We start from the raw sequence: 21,028 nt of genomic DNA, 5'->3' as shown, positions 1-21,028 counted from the left end.
ACCGGAATCCGCGCGCGCCGTGACGGGCGCGGATCCCGGTGTTCCGGGCGAATGTTCAGGGACGCACCGAGCGCGACGTCCACACCGCGCCGGTCGCGGTGACCGCGGTGCCGGACGAGCCCACGAGGATCAGGCACTTCATGTCGATCGCGTCCGGGTCGAGCTTCTCGAGGGTGGTCACCTCGAGCGACTCGCCGGGGCGGCCGACGTCGCGACCGACCACCACGACGGTGTCGGCGGGGCGGTGCCGCAGCAGCACGGCCCGCGCCTGCGCGACCTGCGTGGTCCGCGACCGCGACGCCGGGTTGTAGATGCCCAGCACCAGGTCGGCCTGTGCGACGGCGGTGAGCCGCTGCTCGATCACCTCCCACGGCTTGAGCCGGTCCGACAGGCTCATCACCGCGAAGTCGCCGCCGATCGGGGCGCCCGCCCGCGCGGCGACGGCCTGGACCGCCGACACGCCGGGCAGCACCCGCACCGGGATCTCCGCGAACCGCGGATCCTGCGCGGCCTCGAACACCGCCGAGGCCATCCCGAACACTCCGGCGTCGCCACCCGAGACGACCGCCACCCGTTCGCCGGACAGGGCCAGCTCGAGCGCGACGCGGGCGCGGTCCACCTCGACGGTGTTGCCGGACGCGTGCCGTCGCTGCCCCGGCCGGACCGGCACCCGGTCGACGTAGGGCCCGTACCCGACGACGTGGTCGGCGGCCGCCAGCGCGGCGGCGGCCTCGGGGGTGAGCCACTTCTCGTCGGCGGGGCCGAGACCGACGACGAGCAGCTCACGGGCAGCGACCGCGTCGGGAACCTCGGCGACGACGGGCCGGGACCGGTCGGTGATGTCCCGGTTGCGCGGCGCGCGGTCGCCGGGGGTGAGGATCACCGAGAAGTACGGCACCGCATCGGCGTCGACGTCGGCGACGGGGACGATGCGCTGCCCGCCCATCGACGCGCGCTCGACGTACACCGCGTCGTCGAGCCGGCCCGCCTGGGCGAGCGCGGCGCGGACCGCGGGGAAGGTGCGGCCCAGCTTCATGATCGCGGCGCCGTCGGTGTCGGCGAGACGGCGCGCCAGTTCCGGCTCGGGCAGCGTGCCGGGCAGCACGGTGAGCACGTCGGTGCGCCGCACCAGCGGTTCCGCCGCGGCGGCCGCGGCCGCGGACACCGACGTCACGCCCGGAACCACCTTGGTCGCATAGCGGTTCGCGAGCCGGTCGTGCAGGTACATGTAGGAGCCGTAGAACAGCGGGTCGCCCTCGCACAGCACGACGACGGTGCGGCCGGCGTCGAGGTGCGCGGCCAGGCGCGCCGCGCACTCGTCGTAGAAGTCGGCGATGGCCCCGTCGTAGCCGCCGGGATGGTCGGTGGTGCCGGTGGTGACCGGGTAGACCAGCGCCTCCTCGAGCACCCCCTCCCGGATCAGCCCGGCCGCGATGCCCCTCGCGATGGACCGGCCGTGGGTGCCCGAGTGGTAGGCGATCACGTCGGCCTGCTCGATCAGCCGGGCCGCCTTGCGGGTGATCAGCTCGGGATCACCGGGGCCGAGGCCCACGCCGTAGAACCGTCCGGTGTCGTTCACTCCGCCTCCTGGGCCAGGGCATTGATCGCGGACGACGCCATCGCCGAGCCGCCGCGACGTCCCCGTACCACCAGGTAGGGCAGCTGCAGCGGATGCGCGGCGAGCGCCTCCTTGGATTCGGCGGCGCCGATGAACCCGACCGGCACCCCCACGATCGCGGCCGGCCGGGGGCCGCCGGCGTCGATGAGCTCGAGCAGGTGGAACAGCGCGGTGGGTGCGTTGCCGATCGCGACGACGGCGCCGTCGAGGCGGTCCTCCCACAGCGACACCGCCGCGGCCGAGCGGGTGGTGCCCCACGCCGACGCGAGCTCGGGTACCCGCGGGTCCCGCAGGAAGCACAGCACCTCGTTGTCCGCCGGCAGCCGGGTGCGGGTCACCCCGGACGCGACCATGTGCGCGTCGGTGAGGATCGGCGCGCCGGAACGCAGCGCCGTGCGCGCCGCGGACACCAGGCCCGGGTGGATCGCGAGGTCGCGGGTCAGGTCGGTCTGCCCGCAGGCGTGCACCATGCGCACCGCGACCTTCTCGGCGTCGGCCGGAATCGCGGACAGGTCGGTTTCGGCGCGGATCGTCGCGAACGACCGGACGTAGATGTCGGCGCCGTCGGTGACGTAGTCGTAGCGCCGGGGTGGGGGGGACAGGGTCATGCCGGGTTCCTCGCGAGCAGGAGCGTGTGGGGGAAATTCGGTGCGCCGCAGGATCGTTCGCATCCCACGACGTGCAGGTGGCCGGGTGGCGGCGCATCGGCGACGACGCGCCGGGCCGTGGCACGGGTGTCGCCCCCGGCGAGGCTACACCGCGGCGCGCCGGTGCATGCGGTGGTGCGGGTCCACGGCGACGCGCCGTCGAGGACGAACCCGGCGTCGCGCAGCGGCTGCGGATCGTGCTCGCCGGGCAGGACCAGGCCGCGCCACGGGGTGACGATCACGTCCGGCACGGGCAGCGCCGCCACCATCGCGGGCGAGAGGATGCCCAGCGGGACCAGGACCGAGACGGCTCCGGGCAGGGGGCCGTACGGCGCGGTGTACCGGGTGGGCGGCGGCAGCGGCGCACCACCGCCGAGTTCGGCGCCGGCCTCGGGCAGTCGGTGCACGTGCCAGCTGGTGCCGCGGATCGCCGCGAACCGTTGCGCCAGGTCGACCAGGGTCCCGACGGCCCGCTCGGCCGGCACCACCGGGCCGGAGCGCCGGCCGATCGTGACGCGGAACAGTCCGGGTTCGACGGCCACCGCGGCGAGGTCGCAGCGCAGGGTGGTGACGTCGCCGCGGCCGTCGTCGAGCCCGAAGAGGAAACGCCCCGGCAGCTGCGCCAGGGCGGGCTCGGCGCACAGGGCGGCGTCGAGCGCGCCGATCAGCGGGCGGATGTCGGCGCGGCCGCCGGTGATCCCGGACAGCGGCGAGGCGACGACGTTGCGGACCCGTTCGTGCGCCGGCGCCGGCAGGAACCCGGCCGCCGTCACCGCCTCGACCAGGCCGGCGGGCACCCCGCCGCACTCGTCCAACGCGACGCCCCTGATCTGCAGGTTTCCGCGTGAGGTGAGGTGCACGTCGCCGTCCGCGAAGGCGACCGACGCCTCCGACAGCGCCTGCAGGCCGCCGTCCGGGAGCCGGCCGCCGGGCGCGCGCAGCCGCACCAGCGCGCCGTCGGCGGCGAGGTGGGGGCGCAGCAGACCGGGGCACCGATCCTGGGTGAGCGCAGCGACGGGGGATGCCGCCTGGGCCGGCGCCGGGGGAAGGTCGACCATGGGGGCACATGGTTGCACACGTGCGCTAAGCTCCACCTGCCGTGGTGCTCGGGAAGCCGGTGTGAGACCGGCGCGGCCCTCGCCACTGTGAGCGGGTAGTTGCTCGCCCTCGTCCGAACCGGTCCGCCGGTCCGGAGACCACTGGACGCACGTCCGGGAAGGTCGGCGCAGCAGCGACGATCCGTCAGCCAGGAGACCGGCCACGGCACGGGAAGTCCACGAGGGTTTGGAGACTGAACATGACCGAATTCGTGCTGCGCGGAATCGAACTGCGCAGGACCCGGCCGTGACGCGGCTCGCGCTGCTGTCCACGTCCGACACCGACCTGCTGTCGGCGCTGAGCTCCGACGCCGAATACGCGCTGGGCAATCCGTCGCGCCTCGACGTCGGCACCGAGCTGCCGCGCCTGCTCGACGGCGCCGACCTGGTGATCGTCCGCATCCTCGGGTCGGTGCGGTCCTGGCAGAACGGCATCGACGCGGTCCTGGCGCACGGCGCACCCGTCGTCGTGCTCGGCGGCGAGCAGCTGCCCGACGCCGAGCTGATGAGCCACTCCACCGTCCCCGTCGGCATCGCCACCGAGGCGCACGCCTACCTCGCGCAGGGCGGGCCCGCGAACCTCGCCCAGCTGCACGCCTTCCTGTCCGACACCGTCCTGCTCACCGGCGAGGGCTTCGATCCGCCGGCCGCGCTGCCCGAGTGGGGCAGCCACGCGCCCGCCGCGGCCGATCCCGACCTGCCGAGGGTGGGCATCCTGTACTACCGCGCCCACGAGACCAGCGGAAACACCCGCTTCGTCCGTGATCTCGCGCGGGCGGTCGACGCCACCGGCCGCGCCGTGGCCGTGCCGATCTTCTGCTCCACCCTGCGCGGGGCCCCCGCGGACCTGCTCGCCGAACTCGGCACCCTCGACGCCCTGATCGTCACGGTCCTGGCCGCCGGTGGTACCCGCCCGGCCACCGTCTCCGCCGGCGGCGACGACGATGCCTGGGACGTCGCAGCGCTTGCCGCGCTCGACGTTCCGATCCTGCAGGCGTTGTGCCTGACCTGGGGACGCGACGCGTGGGCCGAATCCGACGAGGGAGTTTCCCCGCTCGATTCCGCGACGCAGATCGCCGTCCCCGAATTCGACGGCCGCATCATCACGGTGCCGTTCTCGTTCAAGGAATTCGGCGCCGACGGCCTGCCGCGCTACGTCACCGACCCCGAACGGTGCCGTCGCGTCGCCGGTATCGCCGTCGCGCACGCCCGTCTGCGGCGCATCCCACCCGCACGGCGGCGCCTGGCGATCATGCTCTCGGCGTATCCGACGAAACACTCCCGCGTCGGCAACGCCGTCGGCCTGGACACGCCCGTCTCCGCGATCCGGCTGCTGCGCGCGCTGCGCGAGCACGGCTACGACCTCGGCGACGGCTTTCCCGGCCTCGACACCGACGACGACGCCGAGGCAGGCAACGCGCTGATCCACGCCCTGATCGCCGCGGGTGGCCAGGACGAGGAGTGGCTCAGCGCCGAGCAGATGGCGGGCAATCCGGTGCGGGTGAGCGCGGCGCGCTACCGCGAGTGGACGGCGGACCTGCCGTCCGAGCTGACCGGCGCGATGACCGAGGCGTGGGGCGAGGCCCCGGGCGAACTGTTCGTCGACCGCAGCGCCGACCCGGACGGCGAGATCGTGCTCGCCACCCTGCAGGCCGGCAACGTGGTGCTGATGATCCAGCCGCCCCGCGGGTTCGGCGAGAACCCGGTGGCGATCTACCACGATCCGGACATGGCGCCGTCGCACCACTACCTCGCGGCGTACCGGTGGGTGGAGAACGGCTTCGGCGCCGACGCCGTCGTCCACCTGGGCAAGCACGGCTCGATGGAATGGCTGCCCGGCAAGAACGCCGGGCTGTCGGCGGCCTGCGCGACCGACGCCGCCGTCGGCAACCTCCCGCTGATCTACCCGTTCCTGGTCAACGATCCGGGGGAGGGCGCCCAGGCGAAACGCCGCGCCCACGCGACCATCGTCGACCACCTGATCCCGCCGATGGCGCGGGCCGAGTCGTACGGCGACATCGCCCGGCTCGAGCAGCTGCTCGACGAGTACTCCAACATCGCCTCGATGGACCCGGCCAAGCTGCCCGCGATCCGCGCCCAGATCTGGACGCTGATCCAGGCCGCGAAGCTCGACCACGACCTCGGTCTCCACGACCGCCCGCACGACGCCGAATTCGACGACTTCCTGCTGCACGTCGACGGCTGGCTGTGCGAGGTCAAGGACGCGCAGATCCGCGACGGTCTGCATGTGCTCGGCACCGCGCCCGTCGGGGAGGCTCGCGTGAACCTGGTGCTGTCGGTGCTGCGGGCCGCGCAGGTGTGGGGCGGCAGGGCGCACGCGGTGCCCGGGCTGCGCACCGCGCTCGGGCTGAAGCCGGATGCGCCGCTCGCCGAGACCGACGCGGTCGAGTCCCAGGCCCGGACCCTGGTGCAGGGCATGGAGGACGCCGGCTGGCGGGTCGAGCGCGCCGGCACCGTCGTCGAACAGGTGCTGGGACAGCAGGATCCGGAGGTCGAGCGGGTGCTCGCCTTCGCCGCCGAGCAGGTCGTGCCGCGCCTGGCCCGCACCACCGACGAACTCGACGCGGTGCTGCACGCCCTCGACGGCGGCTACGTCCCTGCCGGTCCGTCCGGGTCGCCGCTGCGCGGCCTGGTCAACGTGCTGCCCACCGGCCGCAACTTCTACACCGTCGACCCGAAGGCGGTGCCGAGCCGGCTCGCCTACGACACCGGCGTGGCCCTGGCGAACAACCTGCTCGACCGGTACCGCGCGGACACCGGCGACTACCCGCCGTCGGTGGGCCTGTCGGTGTGGGGCACCTCCGCGATGCGCACCTCCGGCGACGACATCGCCGAGGTGCTCGCCCTGATCGGCGTGCGCCCCGAATGGGACGCCGAGTCCCGGCGGGTGCGCGAACTGACCGTGATCCCCCTCGACGAACTCGGCCGGCCCCGCATCGACGTCACCGTCCGCATCTCCGGGTTCTTCCGCGACGCCTTCCCGCACGTCGTCGCGATGCTCGACGACGCGATCCGCACCGTCGCCGCCCTCGACGAGCCCGACGACCTGAACTTCGTGCGCGCGCACGCCCGCCGCGACGAGGCCGAGCACGGCGACCCCGAGCGCGCGGTCCGGCGCATCTTCGGTTCCCGGCCCGGCTCCTACGGCGCTGGCATCCTGCCGCTCATCGACTCCGGGAACTGGCGCAGCGACGCCGATCTCGCCGAGGTGTACACCGCGTGGGGCGGCTTCGCGTACGGGCGGCACCTGCACGGTGTCGCGGCCGCGGACGACATGCGCGCCAACTACCGGCGGATCGCGGTGGCGGCGAAGAACACCGACACCCGCGAGCACGACATCGCCGACTCGGACGACTACTTCCAGTACCACGGCGGCATGGTCGCCACCGTCCGCGCGCTCACCGGCGCGGACCCGAAGGCGTACATCGGCGACTCGACCACCCCCGACCAGGTCCGCACCCGTTCGCTGGCGGAGGAGACCGCCCGCGTGTTCCGGGCCCGGGTGGTCAATCCGCGCTGGCTCGCCGCGATGCGCCGGCACGGCTACAAGGGGGCGTTCGAGCTCGCCGCGACCGTCGACTACCTGTTCGGCTACGACGCCACCGCCGGCGTCGTCGCCGACTGGATGTACGAAACCCTCGCCCGCACCTACGCGCTCGACCCGGAGAACCAGCAGTTCCTGCGCGAGGCCAACCCGTGGGCGCTGCGCGGCATCGTCGAACGGCTCTCCGAGGCCGCCGACCGCGGGCTGTGGGCCGAGCCGGATCCGGCGACGCTCGCGGAACTGCAGCAGGCCTACCTCGACGTGGAGGGCGACCTCGAGGACCGCGGATGAGAAGGCGGCTGCGGCTGATCGGGATCGGGCCGGGTGGTCCCGACGACCTCACCGTGGCCGCGGTCCGGGCGCTGAACGAGGTGGACGTGTTCCTCGTCGCCGACAAGCAGCGCGGCGTCGACGATCTCGTCGCCGTGCGGGAGGAGATCTGCCGCCGGCACGTCACCGGCGACTACCGGGTGATCACGGTGCCGGATCCGCCGCGCGACCGGGCCCCGTCCGCCTACGGCGCCGAGGTGCGGGACTGGCACGCGGCCCGCGCCGCCGTCTACGAGTCGGTGCTGCGCGAGCAGGTCGCGCCGGACGAGACCGCCGGATTCCTGGTGTGGGGCGATCCGAGCCTGTACGACAGCACCATTCGCGTCGTCGAACGCATCCGCGACCGGGGCGTGCTCGACGTCGACTACGACGTGGTCCCGGGGGTGAGCGCCGTGTCGCTGCTCGCGGCGCGGCACCGGTTGGTGCTCAACCGGATCGGCGGCCCGATCACGATCACGACGGGCCGGTGCCTCGCGCACGAGGTCGCCGCCGGGGGCGACAACCTCGTGGTGATGCTCGACGGCGCGCTCGAATGCGCCCGGCTCGACGGCGACTGGCACATCTGGTGGGGCGCCGACCTCGGCACGTCCGACGAGGAACTCGTCGCCGGCCCGCTGCACCGGGTGCTGCCGGAGATCGAGCGGGCCCGCGCCCGCGCGAAGGCGGCGCGCGGCTGGGTGATGGACACCTACCTGCTACGTCGCGCGGACGGCGTCGGCGCCGGCTCCTGACCGGGTGAGGGGAACGGCGTCGCCGCCCCGCCGGTACGACGCCGCGTACAGGACCCACGCCACGATCGGCAGGACGATGTCGAACCACAGCGGGAATCCGACGTTGCCCGGCTCGGTGTTGTCCTTCGCGAGCCAGAAGTACAGGTGACCGGCGGCGTCGCCGAAGTACTGGACGGTGGTCACGACGATCGTCGCGAGCCAGAACCCGCCGCGGAAGCGGTAGCACAGGATTCCCGCCACGCCGATCGCGAGATCGCCCATGGCGTTCTCGAATTGGAAACCTCCGTCGCCGCGGGTGAATCCGATCATCTCGGCGGTCGCGGGACCGTCGAAGACGTGGAACGCCGCCCCGATCACCGAGGCGACGCCGACCACCGCCACGAGCCACCACACGAGGTAGGTGTCGATACGGGCGGCGCCGTGGCGGTGGCGGGACTGCAGGAAGGCGCCGACGAGGGCGACGACGGCGAGTACGGCGGTCGGCACGGCAACTCCCTTCGCGGGGCAGCCGCATCCGGCCGCTTCACCGGCGAAATGTACGCCGCGCCCGGCCCGTCGCGCAGTGGAACGCCGGGACATCCGCGCGGTGCGCGGATGTCCCGGGTCGGGCATCGGCGTCAGAGCACCGGCGTGGTCACCGGCTGCGGCCGCCGGTCGGTGGGGGAGCGGCTGAGCACGACGGGCAGCCACTGCGAGGTCAGCGCCACCATGCCGAGCCAGGCGAGCACCATTCCCGCGCCGGGGGCGTGCGGAGTCTGCACCGGCATGCCGTTCTGCGACCAGTAGCCGAGCAGCCCGAACAGGGACGCCAGGCCGGAACCGAGCATCGACGCCGACGCGAGCCGCCAGCGGTGCGTGCACAGCGCCGCGGTCGACGACACCACACCGAACACCACAGCGAGGCTCACGAAGACCCGCATCGGCACGGTCGTCGTGGCCTCGTGCCCGAACCACGTGCCGAGCACCGTCCACGACCATTCGGTATCCGATTGCGGCAGAAGCAGACCCAGCACCACCGCGGCGACACAGGCGACGAGGACGCGGTGTCGCCGGCCGGCGTCGAACTCCCCGGCGATCTTCCGCTCGATGCGGGCGAACTCCTTACGGTATGCGGACAGGTCGTCGCTCACCGGCACTCCTCGTCGATAGGCACACGAGGGTTCATTATGCGCGTCCCCGGCTACGCCACCCGACGGCGGTGTCGACGACGAGGAACGCCAGCAGGCTGAGCCCGAGCACCGGGGCGAACCACCCCACCACCGCGGCCGCGACGCCGATCGCGACCGCCGGACCTGCGCCGACGCGACGGAGCGCGCCCCGGGACGGAGCGTGGCCGACGGCCCACGCCGACCCACGGGTGGGCCGTCGCCGCCACCACAGCACGTACCCGCGCACCACGACCGTGATCAACGCCACCGCCAGCAGCGCCAGGGCGACCTGCGTGATCAGCCCGAACATGATGCCCATGTGCAGGGTGATCGACCACCACGTCAGCTGCGCGGCGAGCGGCCAATCCGCGAACCGCAGCACGTCGACGACCTCGCCGGTCGCGCCGTCGACGGCGACCGAGTCGATGCCGTACACCCACGGCTGGCGGGTCTCGGCGACGGTGAAGGCGGTGCCGGTCTTCGCGGGGATCGAGGCCTCGACGACCCCGGTCAGTCCCGCCGCGGCCGCCGCGTCCAGCACCGAGTCGATGCGGGCGATGTTCGTGTCGAGCAGCGCCGGGTCGGCGGCGTGCCCGCCGTGGCCGCCGTGCCCCTCGTGGCCCGTCGCGGGTGCGGCGCTGCTCCCCGTCAGGGTCGCGTCGACGGCGGGCGTCTTCCAGTCCAGTGCCGCCCGCAGCTCGGCGATGTTGTCGCCGGCGAACCGGGACCAGGTCAGACCGGTCGCGGACAGGAACACCAGGCCGACCGCGATCCATACACCCACCACACCGTGCCAGCCGAGGGTGCGGGCCCGGCCGGTGGCGGTGCGGTCGACGGTGAGCAGGCGCGCCTCGGCGTCGCGGGTCCGGGACGTCCGGTACCGGCGCACCCACAGGTACACGCCGCCGAGCGCGATCACCCACATCCAGGACGCGGCCAGCTCGCTGTAGAGGCGGCCCGGTTCGCCGAGATGCAGGTGGCGGTGCAGCTGCGAGATCCAGGTCCGCACCGGCAGGGCGCTGCTGCTGCCGTAGACGGCCAGCTCACCGAGCGGCCGCGCGGTGACCGGGTCGACGAAGACCGCGAGCCGCTGCGACTCGCCGAGGCTCGGGTCGGCGAACAGGACCCGGGTGGTCTCGCCGGGCGCCGCGGCCGGCCGCACCGCGGTGACGGTGAGATCGGGCCGCTGGCCGGTGGCCACCCGGATCTGCTCGGCCACCGGCACGGCGGGACCGGTGGCATCGGTGTGCAGCTGATCGCGGTAGACGAGTTGCTCGATCGTCGGCGCGAGCGCGTAGAGGCCGCCGCTGACCGCGGCGATCAGGATGAACGGGGCGACGAGGAGGCCGGCGTAGAAGTGCAGCCGCAGCACGAGTGGTCGCAGGGAGGAGGTGCCGGATCGGCGGGTCGGGGGCGGGACGGAACGATCCGTCCCGAGGTCGGTCGTGGACATGCGAATGCTCGTTTCGATCGTCGGTGACGACGGCAGCGTCGTCACACGTGGGAAAGCCGCCGCGGGGTACGGACGCGGCGGAACAGGATCGGGTCAGGCGGTGCGGGGCGGACCCCGGGTGCCGGCCTGTGCGGAAACGAGCACTCGCAGCACGAGACGTGCCCGGTGCGAGGGTGTGGCCACCCACAGCGGCGCATGCGCCGGGGGCAGGGTCAGTATCGCGGCGACGATGTGCCGCAACACGCCGAGTGCCGCGACGCAACCCTGCTCGGCCGCCCGGATCAGGGCGGCGGAGACGACGAGGGCCGCGGCGTGGGCGCCGAGCATCGCGGGCGAGAGCCCGAGGCCGTGGGCGTGCTCGGCGGTGAGGGTCAGGACGGTGTGACCGATCGTCTGGCCCGCGGCCAGGACGAGCACCAGTGCGGTCAGCGGCCGGTGCGACCGGAGCGCGGACACCGCGGCACCGAACGCGGCGCAGGCGGCGACCATCAGCACCACCGACGCCTGAGACGGAATCTCGCCGCCCGCGAGGCCGTGGGCTGCGACGGAGACCGCGGCGGAGGTCGAGCCCACGAACGCGCCACGCAGCTGCGTGGACGTCGGCGGGCGTGGATTCACGCGAAGGAGCCTACAGCGGTGTGCCCTTTGGGCTGCCCTGACCGCCCAAAGGGCGCACCGCTCAGTGACCGCGCGGTTCGCGCAGGCTCGTTCCTTCGACGTTGCGGACCCGCTTGCGCTCGAGCAGGACCAGCAGGGCACCGATCCCGAAGGACACGATGCAGGCGGGACCGGCGATCCAGGCCCAGCCCTCGAAGCCGTAGCCGGCAGCCACCAGAGTCAGACCGAGCAGCAGCAGCCCGAGGCCCAGGAAGAAGTAGCCCGGCCAGCCCCGGGAATCGGTCAGGGCCTCACCGGCGTGGCTGCGCATCGTGCGGGCGTCGTCGGCCGGGAAGTCGCTGTCGTTCGTCAGGTCCCGGTCGTGGGCCTGCCTGCTGTGCACCGGATCGGCACCCGCGCGGGTCTCCTCGCTTCGCCGAAACTCACTGCTTCGCCGAAACTCACCGCTTCTCCGAAATTCACTGCTTCCCCGAAACTCACTCTCGTGTTCCGTCACAGCCCCATCCTTTCCAGAGGTCGGGTCGGGAGAGCGCTGCAGCGCTCGGATTCACCGACCGGTGCCGCTCGTGTACCCGCTCCCGGCGCCGGGTATGCACCGTGCGGACACGGCGGCTCCGTAACCGCCCGCACACCGCTGAGGGAGGACCCATGACCGACCAGCACCGGCCCCGGAATCCGGTCGAGCAGTACCCGGCCCCGGATCGTGAGCAGCAACCCGAACTCGAGTACCCGGGCCTGACGTCCGACATGGTGTCGGCACCCGACCACGGCGAGCAGACCTATCGCGGCAGCGGCAGGCTCGAGGGCCGACGGGCGCTGATCACCGGTGCCGACTCGGGGATCGGACGGGCCGTGGCGATCGCGTTCGCCCGTGAGGGCGCCGACGTCGTCCTCAGCTATCTCGAGTCCGAGGAGGACGACGCCCGCGAAACCGTGCGGTGGATCGAGGAGGCGGGTCGGCGCGCCGTCGCGGTGCCGGGCGACATCCGCTCCGAGGAACACTGCCGGCACCTGATCGACACGGCCGTGCGTGACCTCGGCGGCCTGGACATCCTGGTGAACAACGCGGCGTTCCAGATGGTGCAGATGAACGGGATCGCCGACATCACCACCGAGCAGTTCGACCGCGTGCTGAAGACGAACCTGTACGCGTTGTTCTGGCTGTGCAAGTTCGCGATCGACGTGATGGAACCGGGCTCGACGATCATCAACACGTCGTCGATCCAGGGGACGAGCCCGTCGCCGGAACTGCTCGACTACGCCACGACCAAGGCCGGCATCGTCGACTTCACCAAGGGTCTGGCGTCGGACGTCGCGAAGCGGGGGATCCGGGTCAATGCCGTCGCCCCGGGACCGATCTGGACGCCGCTCATCCCGGCCACGATGCCCCGGGAGAAGTTCGAATCCTTCGGTGACGACGTCCCGCTCGGCCGGCCCGGGCAGCCGGCCGAACTGGCCCCGGCTTACGTCTTCCTCGCCTCGCAGGAGTCGAGCTACATCACCGGCGAGGTCATCGCCGTCACCGGCGGCAAGCCCTTCTCCTGACAGACCCGCGGGGGGTGGTGCCGGTGGCCGAATGTCACATTCGGTCGATTCGATCGACGCGATGTGACATTCGGCCACCACCACCGCCGCACCACCGCCGCACCGCCGTAGCAGCAGCAGCAGGGGGCGGGTCAGGCCTGGGACCGCTCCCACACACGGTGGGCGCCGAGCAGTTCGACGATTCCGGTCACCACCGCTTCCGGATCGTCGGCGGTGACCACTCCGGGGGCCTCGGTATGGACGGCTGCGTGCTCGAGCGCTTCGGTGCCCGTGCCCCACGTGCCGATCGCCTTGCAGTGCCGGAACGTCTCGTCGACCAGAATGCGTACCCGCGGATCGGCCGGGGCGCTCGCGAGCAGCAGGGCGTCGTACTCGACGGACCGCGCCGTGTCGAAGGTGCGCGAGATCGGCACCTCCTTGCGGCCGCCGTCGAGCTTGCCGCCGTGCGGACCGATCACCAGCGGCACGGCCTTCGCCGCGGCCACCGCCGCCACGGCCTTGGCGACCTCGGCGACGTCGGCGCTGTCGTCCGCGACGATGCCGATCATCCGCCCCTCGACCGGCCACGTCGCACCGACCTGGGACAGGGCCTCGCTGCGCAGCGGCTCACCGTCCGTCGACACCGTCGGCTCCGGTGCCGGCAGGCCGAGACCCGCCGCGACGGTGGCGCACAGCTCCGCGTCGATGTTCGCGAGCACCTGCAGCTGCCGTTCCTTGATCGCCTGCTCGAAGCACTTCCCGAGCTCGAACGTGTACGCGTTCGCCACGTGCTTCTTCTCGATCTCCGACAGGCTCCGGTAGAACAGCCGGGCCTGCGAGAAGTGATCGTCGAACGTGCTCGGCGCCTCGCGTTCCTTGACACCCGCGGCGATCGGCGCCGGCACGTCGATGAACGCGGCGTCCTCGACGCCCGCGAGGAACGGGCATCCCGCTCCGAGCGAGTTGGGCCGGTAGGGAGCCGCGCCCGGATGGATGCCGGTCTGGTGCATGCCGTCGCGCAGCATGTCGTTGACGGGGGCGTGCGGCCGGTTGATCGGCAACTGGCCGAAGTTCGGTCCGCCGAGCCGGCTGAGCTGGGTGTCGAGGTAGGAGAACAGCCGACCCTGGAGCAGCGGATCGTCGGTGACGTCGATGCCGGGGACGAGGTGGCCGGGATGGAAGGCGACCTGCTCGGTCTCGGCGAAGAAGTTCGTCGGGTTGGCGTTGAGCTGCATCGTCCCGATCACCTGCACCGGGGCGAGCTCCTCGGGGACGATCTTGGTGGGGTCGAGAAGGTCGATGCCCTCGAAGGTCTGCTCCGGGGTGTCGGGGAAGACCTGCACGCCCAGATCCCATTCGGGGTAGGCGCCGGATTCGATGGCGTCGGCGAGGTCGCGGCGGTGGAAGTCCGGGTCGATGCCGCCGAGCAGCTGCGCCTCCTCCCACACCAGCGAGTGCACACCCAGGCGCGGCTTCCAGTGGAACTTCACCAGCGACGTCTCGCCATCGGCGTTGACGAGACGGAAGGTGTGGACGCCGAAGCCCTCCATCATCCGGTAGGAGCGCGGAATGCCCCGGTCCGACATGTTCCACAGGGTGTGCGCGGTGGCCTCGGTGTGCAGCGAGACGAAGTCCCAGAACGTGTCGTGTGCGCTCTGGGCCTGCGGGATCTCGCGGTCCGGGTGCGGCTTGGCGGCATGGACGATGTCCGGGAACTTGATCGCGTCCTGGATGAAGAACACCGGAATGTTGTTCCCCACCAAGTCGAACGTTCCCTCGTCGGTGTAGAACTTCGTCGCGAAACCACGGGTGTCGCGGACGGTGTCGGCGGAACCACGCGAACCGAGCACCGTCGAGAAGCGGACGAAGACGCGCGTCTCGCTGCCCTTCTGCAGGAATCCGGCGCGGGTGATCTTCGAGGCGGCGCCGTTGGCCCGGAAGACGCCGTGCGCCGCGGCGCCCCGGGCGTGCACCGCCCGCTCGGGAATGCGCTCGTGATCGAAATGGGTGATCTTCTCGCGGAAGTGGTGGTCCTGCAAGAGCGTCGGACCGCGGCGACCCGCCTTGAGGGAATGGTCGGTGTCGGTCAGCCGTGCACCCTGGGCGGTGGTGAGGAAGCGGCCCTGGGGACCGCGCGCACCGTCGGGCAGGTCCTCGGGTGTGCCGGTGGCAGTGACCGGGACGGGCTCACGCTGGTCGGGTTTGGCCGGAGGCGGGTCCGTCGGGGCCGTGGGTTCCTCGACCGGAACCTCGAAACCGGCGGGCGAGCCGGGAACCGGCGGATTCTTGTCGAACACTGCGATGCTCCGTTCGGTCGAGACAGGGGACGTTCACGTCCCGACCGAGTTGCCCCGCGCGTCCCGGTCCAAACATCGGCCACGTCCGCGCCCCGCATGCGCCGCGGTGGCGACCCACCGGTCCGCGGCCGCGTCGTACCGGGCCAGACCCGCCTCGGCGAATCGGGTCAGCCACCCGGTCATCGGCCAGCGCCCCCAGCGCCGGTGGAAGACAGCGGCGTTGTGGAGGATCTCGTGCAGATGCTCGACCGGCGGGTCGGAGACCGGGTGGTGCTGATGGAAGGCATGCGCGCCGCCGACCCAGCGCAACCCCACCCCGGCGTGCGCGGCGCGCTGGGCGAAGTCGGTGTCCTCGCCGCCGTACCCGACGTAGTCCGTGCAGAAGCCCCCGACGGCCGTCCACGTCTCGCGGGTCGCCGCGAACGACAGCGACCAGAACAGGTCGTACTCGTCGCCGGTGCGGATCGTGCCGGCCGGGGGGTTCGGCCGTGCCGGATGCGGGTTCACGCTCCGCTCGAGGCGGCCCAGGTCGTATCCGCGCGGCCCCGGCGGCGGCAGATACGTCACCGGACCGCACAGCAGGGCGCTGCCGTGCCGCGGATCGCTCGCGGCCCGCTCGTACAACCCGAGGAGGCCCGCGGAGGGAATGCAGTCGACATCGAGGAACACCAGCAGCTCGGCGCCGCGCGCCAAGGCACACTCGGCGCCCACATTGCGCGCGGTGGACAGTGACAACGGTCCGCCCGCGGACGGTGGCGACGGTCCGCCCGCGGACGGTGGCGACGGTCCGCCCGCGGACGGTGGCAACGGTCCGCCCGCCGGCAGGGTCACCGTATGAGCCGGGTAGCCCTCCGCTTCGATCAGCGGTGCGACGGCCGGGTCGCCCATCGACACCACCACGTGATCGTCCGGAGTCCGTGCGCTGCGCGTCAGGCCCCGCAGCTGCAGCCGCAGGTGCGCGTGCCGGCCGGCGACGAGAGTGATCACGGTCGTTCTCATCGTGGTGCCACCTTCGCGGCGACCTCGTCGAGCACCGCGGCGGCGCGCCCGGCAGCCCCCTCGGTGCGCCACCGGGACCACTGTGCGGGATCGAGCCGCAGGGCCCGGCGCAGCAGTTTCGGCCAGTCGTCCGGATGCGGCCAGGCCGGCAGGGTCACCGCCAGGCCGGCTCGGCCCAGCGCGTCGGCGGTGGCGCACTGCTCGTCGTACGGCCGGGGTTCGGCGACGACGATCGCCGGCCGCCGTGCCGCGGCGATGTCGGCGATGGAGTTCTGCCCGGCGTGACCGACGACGACGTCGGCCCGGCTCAGGTCGGACCACGGATCATCCACCCACGGACCGCCCGGCACGCCGACACCGTCCCACGCGTAGCCGGGATGACGCTCGGCCAGCTCGTGCAGGCGCTCGGCCGACAGGGACGAGCCGCCGCTGCCGCTCAGGACCAGGACCCGGGGCCGGCCGCCGGGGGCGGGGCCGGCGACGGGCCGGCCGTCGAACCGGCTGATGCCGCCGACATAGGTGGTCTTGTCCGCGTACGGACGTAGATACGCCGGCTCGTACACCTCCCGCGGCCACGGCGCGACGATGTGCTCGGCCGCGCGGTAACCCAGCCCGTGCGGGGTGTCGGTGCGCTCGCCCGGCATGGCCACGACCACGACGGGGACGCCCAGCAACCGGGCGAACACCGCGACCTCGACCGACACGTCGACCACCAGCAGCCGGGGCCGGGCCGTGGCGACCCAGGACGCCAGCGCCGCCATCCGCTCGCGTAGGCCGCGGTCGTGCCGGGGGACCCAGTGCAGCAACCCGCCGGCGGTGGGATCCTCCGCGGTGTCGACGGACTCGTCGTCGCGGGGCAGTTCGACGACATCGGCGAAGACGTCGGCGAAGCGCCCCAACGGCGCCGAGCACAGGGCCGTCACGGGTTCGCTCGTGCGGGCGCAGATCGAGGCCGCCCGGGTGCGGTGCCCGTGTCCGTGGTGATGGATGTAGTAGCCGATCATGCCGGGCGCTGCCGGACGACGGAGCCGGCCGCACACAGGCGGCGGTACAGGGCGAGGTAGGAGTCCACCATGGTGCGTTCGGAACAGAACGTCTCGGCGCGGCGGCGGGCGTCGAGCCGGGACAATCGGACGGCCCGAGGCACGGTGGCCGCCAGCGCCTCCACGTCGTCGGGGGCGACGAGGCAGCCGCTGCCCCGGTCGAGTACCTCGGGGATGCCGCCGCGCGCGAACGCGACCACGGGCGTGCCGCATGCCAGGGACTCGGCCACGACGAGGCCGTACGGCTCGTTCCACTGCGGCGTCACCAGGGTCGCGGCCGACCGGCCGACCGCGGCCGCGAGTTCCCGCTGCGGCAGATGACCGAGATACGTGACGCCGTCGCCCAGACGCGGGGCGATGTGCCGGGTGAAGTAGTCCTCGTCGCTGACCGGACCGGCCAGCCGCAGGGACGTTCCCGCCCGCCGGGCCGCCTCGATCGCCAGGTGGGCACCCTTCTCGGGGACCAGTCGTCCGAACCAGATCAGCGACGGCCCGCCCGGGCCGAGCGGCCACGCCCCGAGGTCGACGCCGTTCGGGACGACGGTGATCTGCGAGGCGACCGCATGCGCCCAGGTCGCCGCGGTGTATCTGCTGACGGCCGCGTAGTGCGCCGAGCCGCCGCCGGGGACGGCGAGCGCCGACTCGAGCCACGGCGTCGGCGGGGTGTGCAGGGTGGTCAGCATCGGGGTCCGCAGCGTCGCGGCCATCGCCGGCGGCAGGTAGTGGACGCTGTGGTTGTGGATCACGTCGAACGAGTCGGCGAGCGGGCCGGCCAGTTCCAGCAGCAGGGACAGGTAGGCGTGGTGGGCGTCGAGGAACGCTTCCGGCGGCATCGACACGTCGCTGCGGGCGGCGGGGCTGGGCGTGAAGGTGCGCACCTCGAGGAACGAGGCGGGCAGCGTGACGTCGGAACCCGCGGCGGCGAACAGCGTCACCCGGTGTCCGTCGGCGCCGAGCGCGCGGGTCAGGTGCCACACGTGTGCCTCGAGTCCCCCGGCGAAGGGCTGCGCGACGGGAAATCGGTGGGACGCGATGAGGGCGATACGCAGTGGGCGACCCGTCACGACAGTGCCCGTTCGTAGATCGCGTGGTGCGCATGGGACAGGAAGCGGCGTTCGAACATGCGCTGCGCCCAGTCGCTGTGGGGCCGCCGACCGCTGTGGTACAGCGCGCGCACCGAATCGGCCAGGGAATCCGGGTCGAAGGTCTGCTCGTCGTATGTGAACACCTGGCAGGGCCGTTGCTGGTGGTAGAACCCGCAACTCGGGGCGATCACCGCCGTACCGAGGTCGTGGCAGGCCTCGAGCCAGCCGGAATGGGTGCCGAACCGGTAGGGCAGGACGGACACAGACAGCGAGGACAGGTACTCCCACAGCTCGTCGTCGGAGAAGTACTTGTGCACACGCACGTCGACGCCCGGCCGGTCCCCGAAGGCGAGGATCTTCGCCCCGGCCTCGGGGGCGTACCAGTGGTTGTCCGGATCGAAGATCTCGTCGTGGACGTTGATCCGCAACTGCGCGCCCGGCAGGTCACGGACGGTGTGGGAGAGGACGTCGAGGACGGGGAAGACGTCCATGTTGGCGCGCAGGCTCTTCGCGTGCACCCCGACGACGAACGGCTCGTCCGGGGACCGGTTCGCGCGCGCGAACCAGGGCTGTTCGACGACGTGTGGGTGGGGCAGGACGGTGGGGGTGCGGCCCCACATCGTCTCGATCCGTCCGGCGGCGCCCTCGGTGAGGGTGATCAGTTCGGTGGCGGCGGGGATCAGGACGTCGAGCTGCTTGTGGTGGGTGCCCGACGTGGGGTGGTGCGGGTTGCGCAGGTCGTGCACGGTGTAGACGAGCGGGATGTCGTGGTCGGCGAGTTCCGCGACCACGTCCTGCAGGGCCTCCGGTTCGATCGCGTCGAAGCCGAAGTGGATGTGGAACACGTCGAACTCGGTGTGGTTGGCGGCGATCCATCCCGGCTCGAGCATCAGCGGCGGCCACCATCCGCCCGGTACCTTGCGTCCGTCGGCGGGCACCGGATCGGCAAGCCGCACCACCTCGTCGTCCCCGTGCGGTCCGGCCAGATGCCGGACGTAGACGTGCGACGCGGGCACCGAGGCCACTCGGATCATGTCTCACCCTCCCCGTGACAAACGACCGGCCACGCACGCGGAGCGGCCGGCTCCGAGGGGCGGCTACCCGTTCGGCGGGGAGTCCACACCTCGCCCGCTCGGGCGTCGCGGGGAGCGATTTCGGGTCCGGAGGTTTCGACCGCGCCGCAGGGGGCACAACGGTCGGGGCTGTTCCGTAGTCCGGATGCGGGCCGGCCAAGGCGCCCCGGGTTGAACTCGACAGCCCGGGGCGCCGAACTCTCCGTGCCGAACCTCTCCGTGCCGGGCCGCGCGGCGGGCCCGGTCAGCGGACGAAACGCTCGACGGCGGCCCCGGGCCGCCACAGATCCACGTACAGGTGTTCCTCGTCGACCGTGGTGAGCACGGCCTCGGCCAGGTCGAGTTCGAACAGGTGCATCGGCCCCGGCGGCACCTCCTCCGGGTAGGCGGCGAGCACGGCCGCCTTCACGTCGTCGTGCAGTTCCCGGGCCCGGCCGCGGACCTTCGCGTCGCCGCCCGTCATCGAGTGGTGCCCGGGATTGGAATGCAGGGCGTAGCGCGGATCGCGCTGCAGGTCGCGGGCTTTCCTCGCGCCGGGCATCGACCCGAGCACCAGTCGGCCGTCGACGATCTCCACCTCCGTCCCGCTGACGCGCGGTGAACCGTCCCGCCGCAGCGTCGCCAGGACGTGATGCTTGTGCGCCTGTAGTCGTGCGGCGATCGCCTGTGCCAGATCCGGTGCCTGCTCGGAGAACTCTTTCCATGGACTCATGAGGTCAGGATGCGCCGATATCACTGACATCGAGTGTCAGTGATTTTTGCGTAGGCTGCGGTCATGCGATCGGCACGCCTGCTCGCGATGATGCTGCGTCTGCAGGGCACCGCGGGCCTGACCGCGCAGCGGCTCGCGGACGATCTCGGCGTCTCGGTGCGCACCGTGTACCGCGACGTCGGTGCCCTGTCCGCCGCGGGGGTCCCGGTGTGGACGGAGAGCGGACCGGGCGGCGGCATCCGCCTGCTCGACGGGTGGCAGTCCCGGCTCAGCGGGCTCACCAGCGACGAGAGTGCCGCGCTGATGCTGCTGGGGGTGCCCACCCTCGCCGCCGACCTCGGTGTGGAACTCGATGCGGCCCGCGGCAAGCTGCTCGGGTCCATGCCGGTCACCCTGCGCAGCGCCGCCCAGGCCTGGCGCGACCGGGTCCACGTCGACGTCCCCGGCTGGTTCGCCGCACCGGGGGACAACACGCACCTGCCGGCCGTCGCGTCCGCCGTGTTCGACGAGCGCCGCCTGAACATCCGCTACCGGCGCGGCGACCGGACCGTGGCGCGCACCCTCGACCCGCTCGGGCTCGTCGCCAAGGCCGGGGTCTGGTACCTCGTCGCCGCGCACCGCGGTCACGTCCGGACCTACCGGGTCGGGCGCATCGCGTCCGCCGCCGTCCTCGACGCCCCGGCCCGACGGCCCGACGGATTCGACCTGCCCGCCTACTGGGCGGCGTCCGCGGCGGAGTTCGATCGTGCGCTGCGCAGGTTCGCCTGCACACTCCGTCTCGGCCCGGCCGCGTGGCGGCGCCTGCCCCGCGTGGTGGGCACCGACGCCGCCGACGTGGAACCGGGACCGCCGGACGCGGACGGGTGGGTGCGGGTGGACCTGTTGCTCGAGTCCGAGGAGGTGGCGCTCGACCAGCTCCTCGCCCTCGGCGGCGGGGTCGAGGTCGTGGCCCCGGAGTCGTTGCGGGCCGCACTGCGCGCCGCCGGCGAGGCCCTCGCCCGGTGCAATGCGTGACGCCGGTGAGGGCTGCGCCCGCGGACCCCGCCCGCGGCGGAATCCGGTGTGCGGGTGTCCGGCGGGGGCGGAGG

General features: G+C 72.7%; 18 protein-coding genes and 1 riboswitch. Of the genes, 4 read left to right on the top strand and 14 right to left on the bottom strand.

Features of this window, described 5'->3' with window-relative positions; genetic code table 11:
* Positions 1 to 55: 55 nt before the first annotated feature.
* Genes F1734_RS21250 through F1734_RS21240 form a run of 3 tightly spaced genes read right to left on the bottom strand, consistent with a single transcriptional unit; the run spans position 56 to position 3,323 of the window.
* The gene (locus F1734_RS21250; protein ID WP_203011012.1) at positions 56 to 1,579 is read right to left on the bottom strand and encodes a precorrin-2 C(20)-methyltransferase; all 1,524 of its coding nucleotides are present in this window, start codon (positions 1,577 to 1,579) and stop codon (positions 56 to 58) included.
* On the bottom strand, positions 1,576 to 2,226 hold the full coding sequence (locus tag F1734_RS21245; RefSeq protein ID WP_010593199.1) for a precorrin-8X methylmutase: 651 nt from the start codon (positions 2,224 to 2,226) through the stop codon (positions 1,576 to 1,578). The genes F1734_RS21250 and F1734_RS21245 overlap by 4 nt, the downstream gene beginning before the upstream one ends.
* Complete coding sequence (locus tag F1734_RS21240; protein ID WP_010593198.1) at positions 2,223 to 3,323, bottom strand: cobalamin biosynthesis protein CobG; 1,101 nt, start codon at positions 3,321 to 3,323, stop codon at positions 2,223 to 2,225. The genes F1734_RS21245 and F1734_RS21240 overlap by 4 nt, the downstream gene beginning before the upstream one ends.
* A gap of 25 nt (positions 3,324 to 3,348) precedes the next feature.
* Positions 3,349 to 3,542, top strand: a riboswitch (cobalamin riboswitch).
* Between the two features lie 67 nt (positions 3,543 to 3,609).
* Between F1734_RS21240 and cobN the strand changes: the two genes are divergently transcribed.
* Together cobN and cobF are read left to right on the top strand one after the other, a co-directional pair.
* Complete coding sequence (gene cobN / locus F1734_RS21235) at positions 3,610 to 7,218, top strand: cobaltochelatase subunit CobN (protein WP_203011011.1); 3,609 nt, start codon at positions 3,610 to 3,612, stop codon at positions 7,216 to 7,218.
* Positions 7,215 to 7,988: a precorrin-6A synthase (deacetylating) gene (gene cobF / locus F1734_RS21230; RefSeq protein ID WP_010593196.1), complete on the top strand. Its 774-nt coding sequence runs from the start codon at positions 7,215 to 7,217 to the stop codon at positions 7,986 to 7,988. Before cobN ends, cobF begins: the two co-directional genes overlap by 4 nt.
* Here cobF and F1734_RS21225 read toward each other — a convergent pair.
* The 5 genes from F1734_RS21225 to F1734_RS21205 form a co-directional block, all read right to left on the bottom strand.
* Positions 7,953 to 8,474, bottom strand: coding sequence for a DUF6790 family protein (locus tag F1734_RS21225; RefSeq protein WP_010593195.1), 522 nt, complete (start codon positions 8,472 to 8,474; stop codon positions 7,953 to 7,955). The two genes, cobF and F1734_RS21225, sit on opposite strands and share 36 nt — an antisense overlap.
* 131 nt (positions 8,475 to 8,605) lie before the next feature.
* Entirely contained in the window at positions 8,606 to 9,118 is a 513-nt protein-coding gene (locus tag F1734_RS21220; protein WP_010593194.1) for an Rv2732c family membrane protein, read from the bottom strand.
* 34 nt (positions 9,119 to 9,152) lie between these two features.
* Positions 9,153 to 10,589 carry a PepSY-associated TM helix domain-containing protein gene (locus tag F1734_RS21215; protein WP_203011010.1) on the bottom strand — a complete coding sequence of 479 codons (1,437 nt, stop codon included), beginning with the start codon at positions 10,587 to 10,589 and terminating at the stop codon, positions 9,153 to 9,155.
* A 93-nt stretch (positions 10,590 to 10,682) separates the two neighbouring features.
* On the bottom strand, positions 10,683 to 11,207 hold the full coding sequence (locus F1734_RS21210) for a hypothetical protein (protein ID WP_010593192.1): 525 nt from the start codon (positions 11,205 to 11,207) through the stop codon (positions 10,683 to 10,685).
* A 61-nt stretch (positions 11,208 to 11,268) separates the two neighbouring features.
* The gene (locus F1734_RS21205; protein ID WP_010593191.1) at positions 11,269 to 11,589 is read right to left on the bottom strand and encodes a hypothetical protein; all 321 of its coding nucleotides are present in this window, start codon (positions 11,587 to 11,589) and stop codon (positions 11,269 to 11,271) included.
* Positions 11,590 to 11,855: 266 nt separating this feature from the next.
* Here F1734_RS21205 and F1734_RS21200 point away from each other — a divergent pair, with 266 nt between their 5' ends.
* Complete coding sequence (locus F1734_RS21200) at positions 11,856 to 12,752, top strand: glucose 1-dehydrogenase (protein ID WP_010593190.1); 897 nt, start codon at positions 11,856 to 11,858, stop codon at positions 12,750 to 12,752.
* A gap of 131 nt (positions 12,753 to 12,883) precedes the next feature.
* Here the strand turns inward: F1734_RS21200 and F1734_RS21195 are convergent, their stop codons facing one another.
* The 6 genes from F1734_RS21195 to F1734_RS21170 all read right to left on the bottom strand — a co-directional run bounded on the left by F1734_RS21195 (position 12,884) and on the right by F1734_RS21170 (position 19,940).
* Complete coding sequence (locus tag F1734_RS21195) at positions 12,884 to 15,028, bottom strand: catalase (RefSeq protein WP_040270664.1); 2,145 nt, start codon at positions 15,026 to 15,028, stop codon at positions 12,884 to 12,886.
* Positions 15,029 to 15,061: 33 nt separating this feature from the next.
* On the bottom strand, positions 15,062 to 16,027 hold the full coding sequence (locus F1734_RS21190; RefSeq protein WP_203011009.1) for a glycosyltransferase family 2 protein: 966 nt from the start codon (positions 16,025 to 16,027) through the stop codon (positions 15,062 to 15,064).
* On the bottom strand, positions 16,024 to 17,031 hold the full coding sequence (locus F1734_RS21185; RefSeq protein WP_029539929.1) for a glycosyltransferase: 1,008 nt from the start codon (positions 17,029 to 17,031) through the stop codon (positions 16,024 to 16,026). The genes F1734_RS21190 and F1734_RS21185 overlap by 4 nt, the downstream gene beginning before the upstream one ends.
* A complete protein-coding gene (locus F1734_RS21180) occupies positions 17,028 to 18,134 on the bottom strand; it encodes a glycosyltransferase family 4 protein (RefSeq protein WP_010593186.1) in 1,107 nt (368 codons plus the stop codon). The genes F1734_RS21185 and F1734_RS21180 overlap by 4 nt, the downstream gene beginning before the upstream one ends.
* Positions 18,131 to 19,189 carry a glycosyltransferase family protein gene (locus F1734_RS21175; RefSeq protein ID WP_010593185.1) on the bottom strand — a complete coding sequence of 353 codons (1,059 nt, stop codon included), beginning with the start codon at positions 19,187 to 19,189 and terminating at the stop codon, positions 18,131 to 18,133. The genes F1734_RS21180 and F1734_RS21175 overlap by 4 nt, the downstream gene beginning before the upstream one ends.
* A gap of 283 nt (positions 19,190 to 19,472) precedes the next feature.
* Positions 19,473 to 19,940: a pyridoxamine 5'-phosphate oxidase family protein gene (locus tag F1734_RS21170; RefSeq protein ID WP_010593184.1), complete on the bottom strand. Its 468-nt coding sequence runs from the start codon at positions 19,938 to 19,940 to the stop codon at positions 19,473 to 19,475.
* A gap of 63 nt (positions 19,941 to 20,003) precedes the next feature.
* On the opposite strand from F1734_RS21170, the gene F1734_RS21165 reads away from it, so the two are divergent.
* Positions 20,004 to 20,954 (top strand): helix-turn-helix transcriptional regulator, encoded by a 951-nt coding sequence (locus tag F1734_RS21165; RefSeq protein ID WP_010593183.1) that lies wholly within the window; start codon positions 20,004 to 20,006, stop codon positions 20,952 to 20,954.
* Positions 20,955 to 21,028: the final 74 nt, after the last annotated feature.

Origin of the sequence: Rhodococcus ruber (assembly GCF_016804345.1) — a bacterium.
GTDB classification, from domain to species: domain Bacteria; phylum Actinomycetota; class Actinomycetes; order Mycobacteriales; family Mycobacteriaceae; genus Rhodococcus; species Rhodococcus ruber.
This window is presented reverse-complemented; position numbering and strand designations above follow the sequence as displayed.

Bases quoted from the DNA above. Each gene is read 5' to 3' on its own strand.
- F1734_RS21245 (WP_010593199.1), bottom strand. From the start codon at position 2,226: ATGACCCTGTCCCCCCCACCCCGGCGCTACGACTACGTCACCGACGGC.
- F1734_RS21240 (WP_010593198.1), bottom strand. From the start codon at position 3,323: ATGGTCGACCTTCCCCCGGCGCCGGCCCAGGCGGCATCCCCCGTCGCT.
- cobF (WP_010593196.1), top strand. From the start codon at position 7,215: ATGAGAAGGCGGCTGCGGCTGATCGGGATCGGGCCGGGTGGTCCCGAC.
- F1734_RS21215 (WP_203011010.1), bottom strand. From the start codon at position 10,589: ATGTCCACGACCGACCTCGGGACGGATCGTTCCGTCCCGCCCCCGACC.
- F1734_RS21200 (WP_010593190.1), top strand. From the start codon at position 11,856: ATGACCGACCAGCACCGGCCCCGGAATCCGGTCGAGCAGTACCCGGCC.
- F1734_RS21190 (WP_203011009.1), bottom strand. From the start codon at position 16,027: ATGAGAACGACCGTGATCACTCTCGTCGCCGGCCGGCACGCGCACCTG.
- F1734_RS21185 (WP_029539929.1), bottom strand. From the start codon at position 17,031: ATGATCGGCTACTACATCCATCACCACGGACACGGGCACCGCACCCGG.
- F1734_RS21175 (WP_010593185.1), bottom strand. From the start codon at position 19,189: ATGATCCGAGTGGCCTCGGTGCCCGCGTCGCACGTCTACGTCCGGCAT.
- F1734_RS21170 (WP_010593184.1), bottom strand. From the start codon at position 19,940: ATGAGTCCATGGAAAGAGTTCTCCGAGCAGGCACCGGATCTGGCACAG.
- F1734_RS21165 (WP_010593183.1), top strand. From the start codon at position 20,004: ATGCGATCGGCACGCCTGCTCGCGATGATGCTGCGTCTGCAGGGCACC.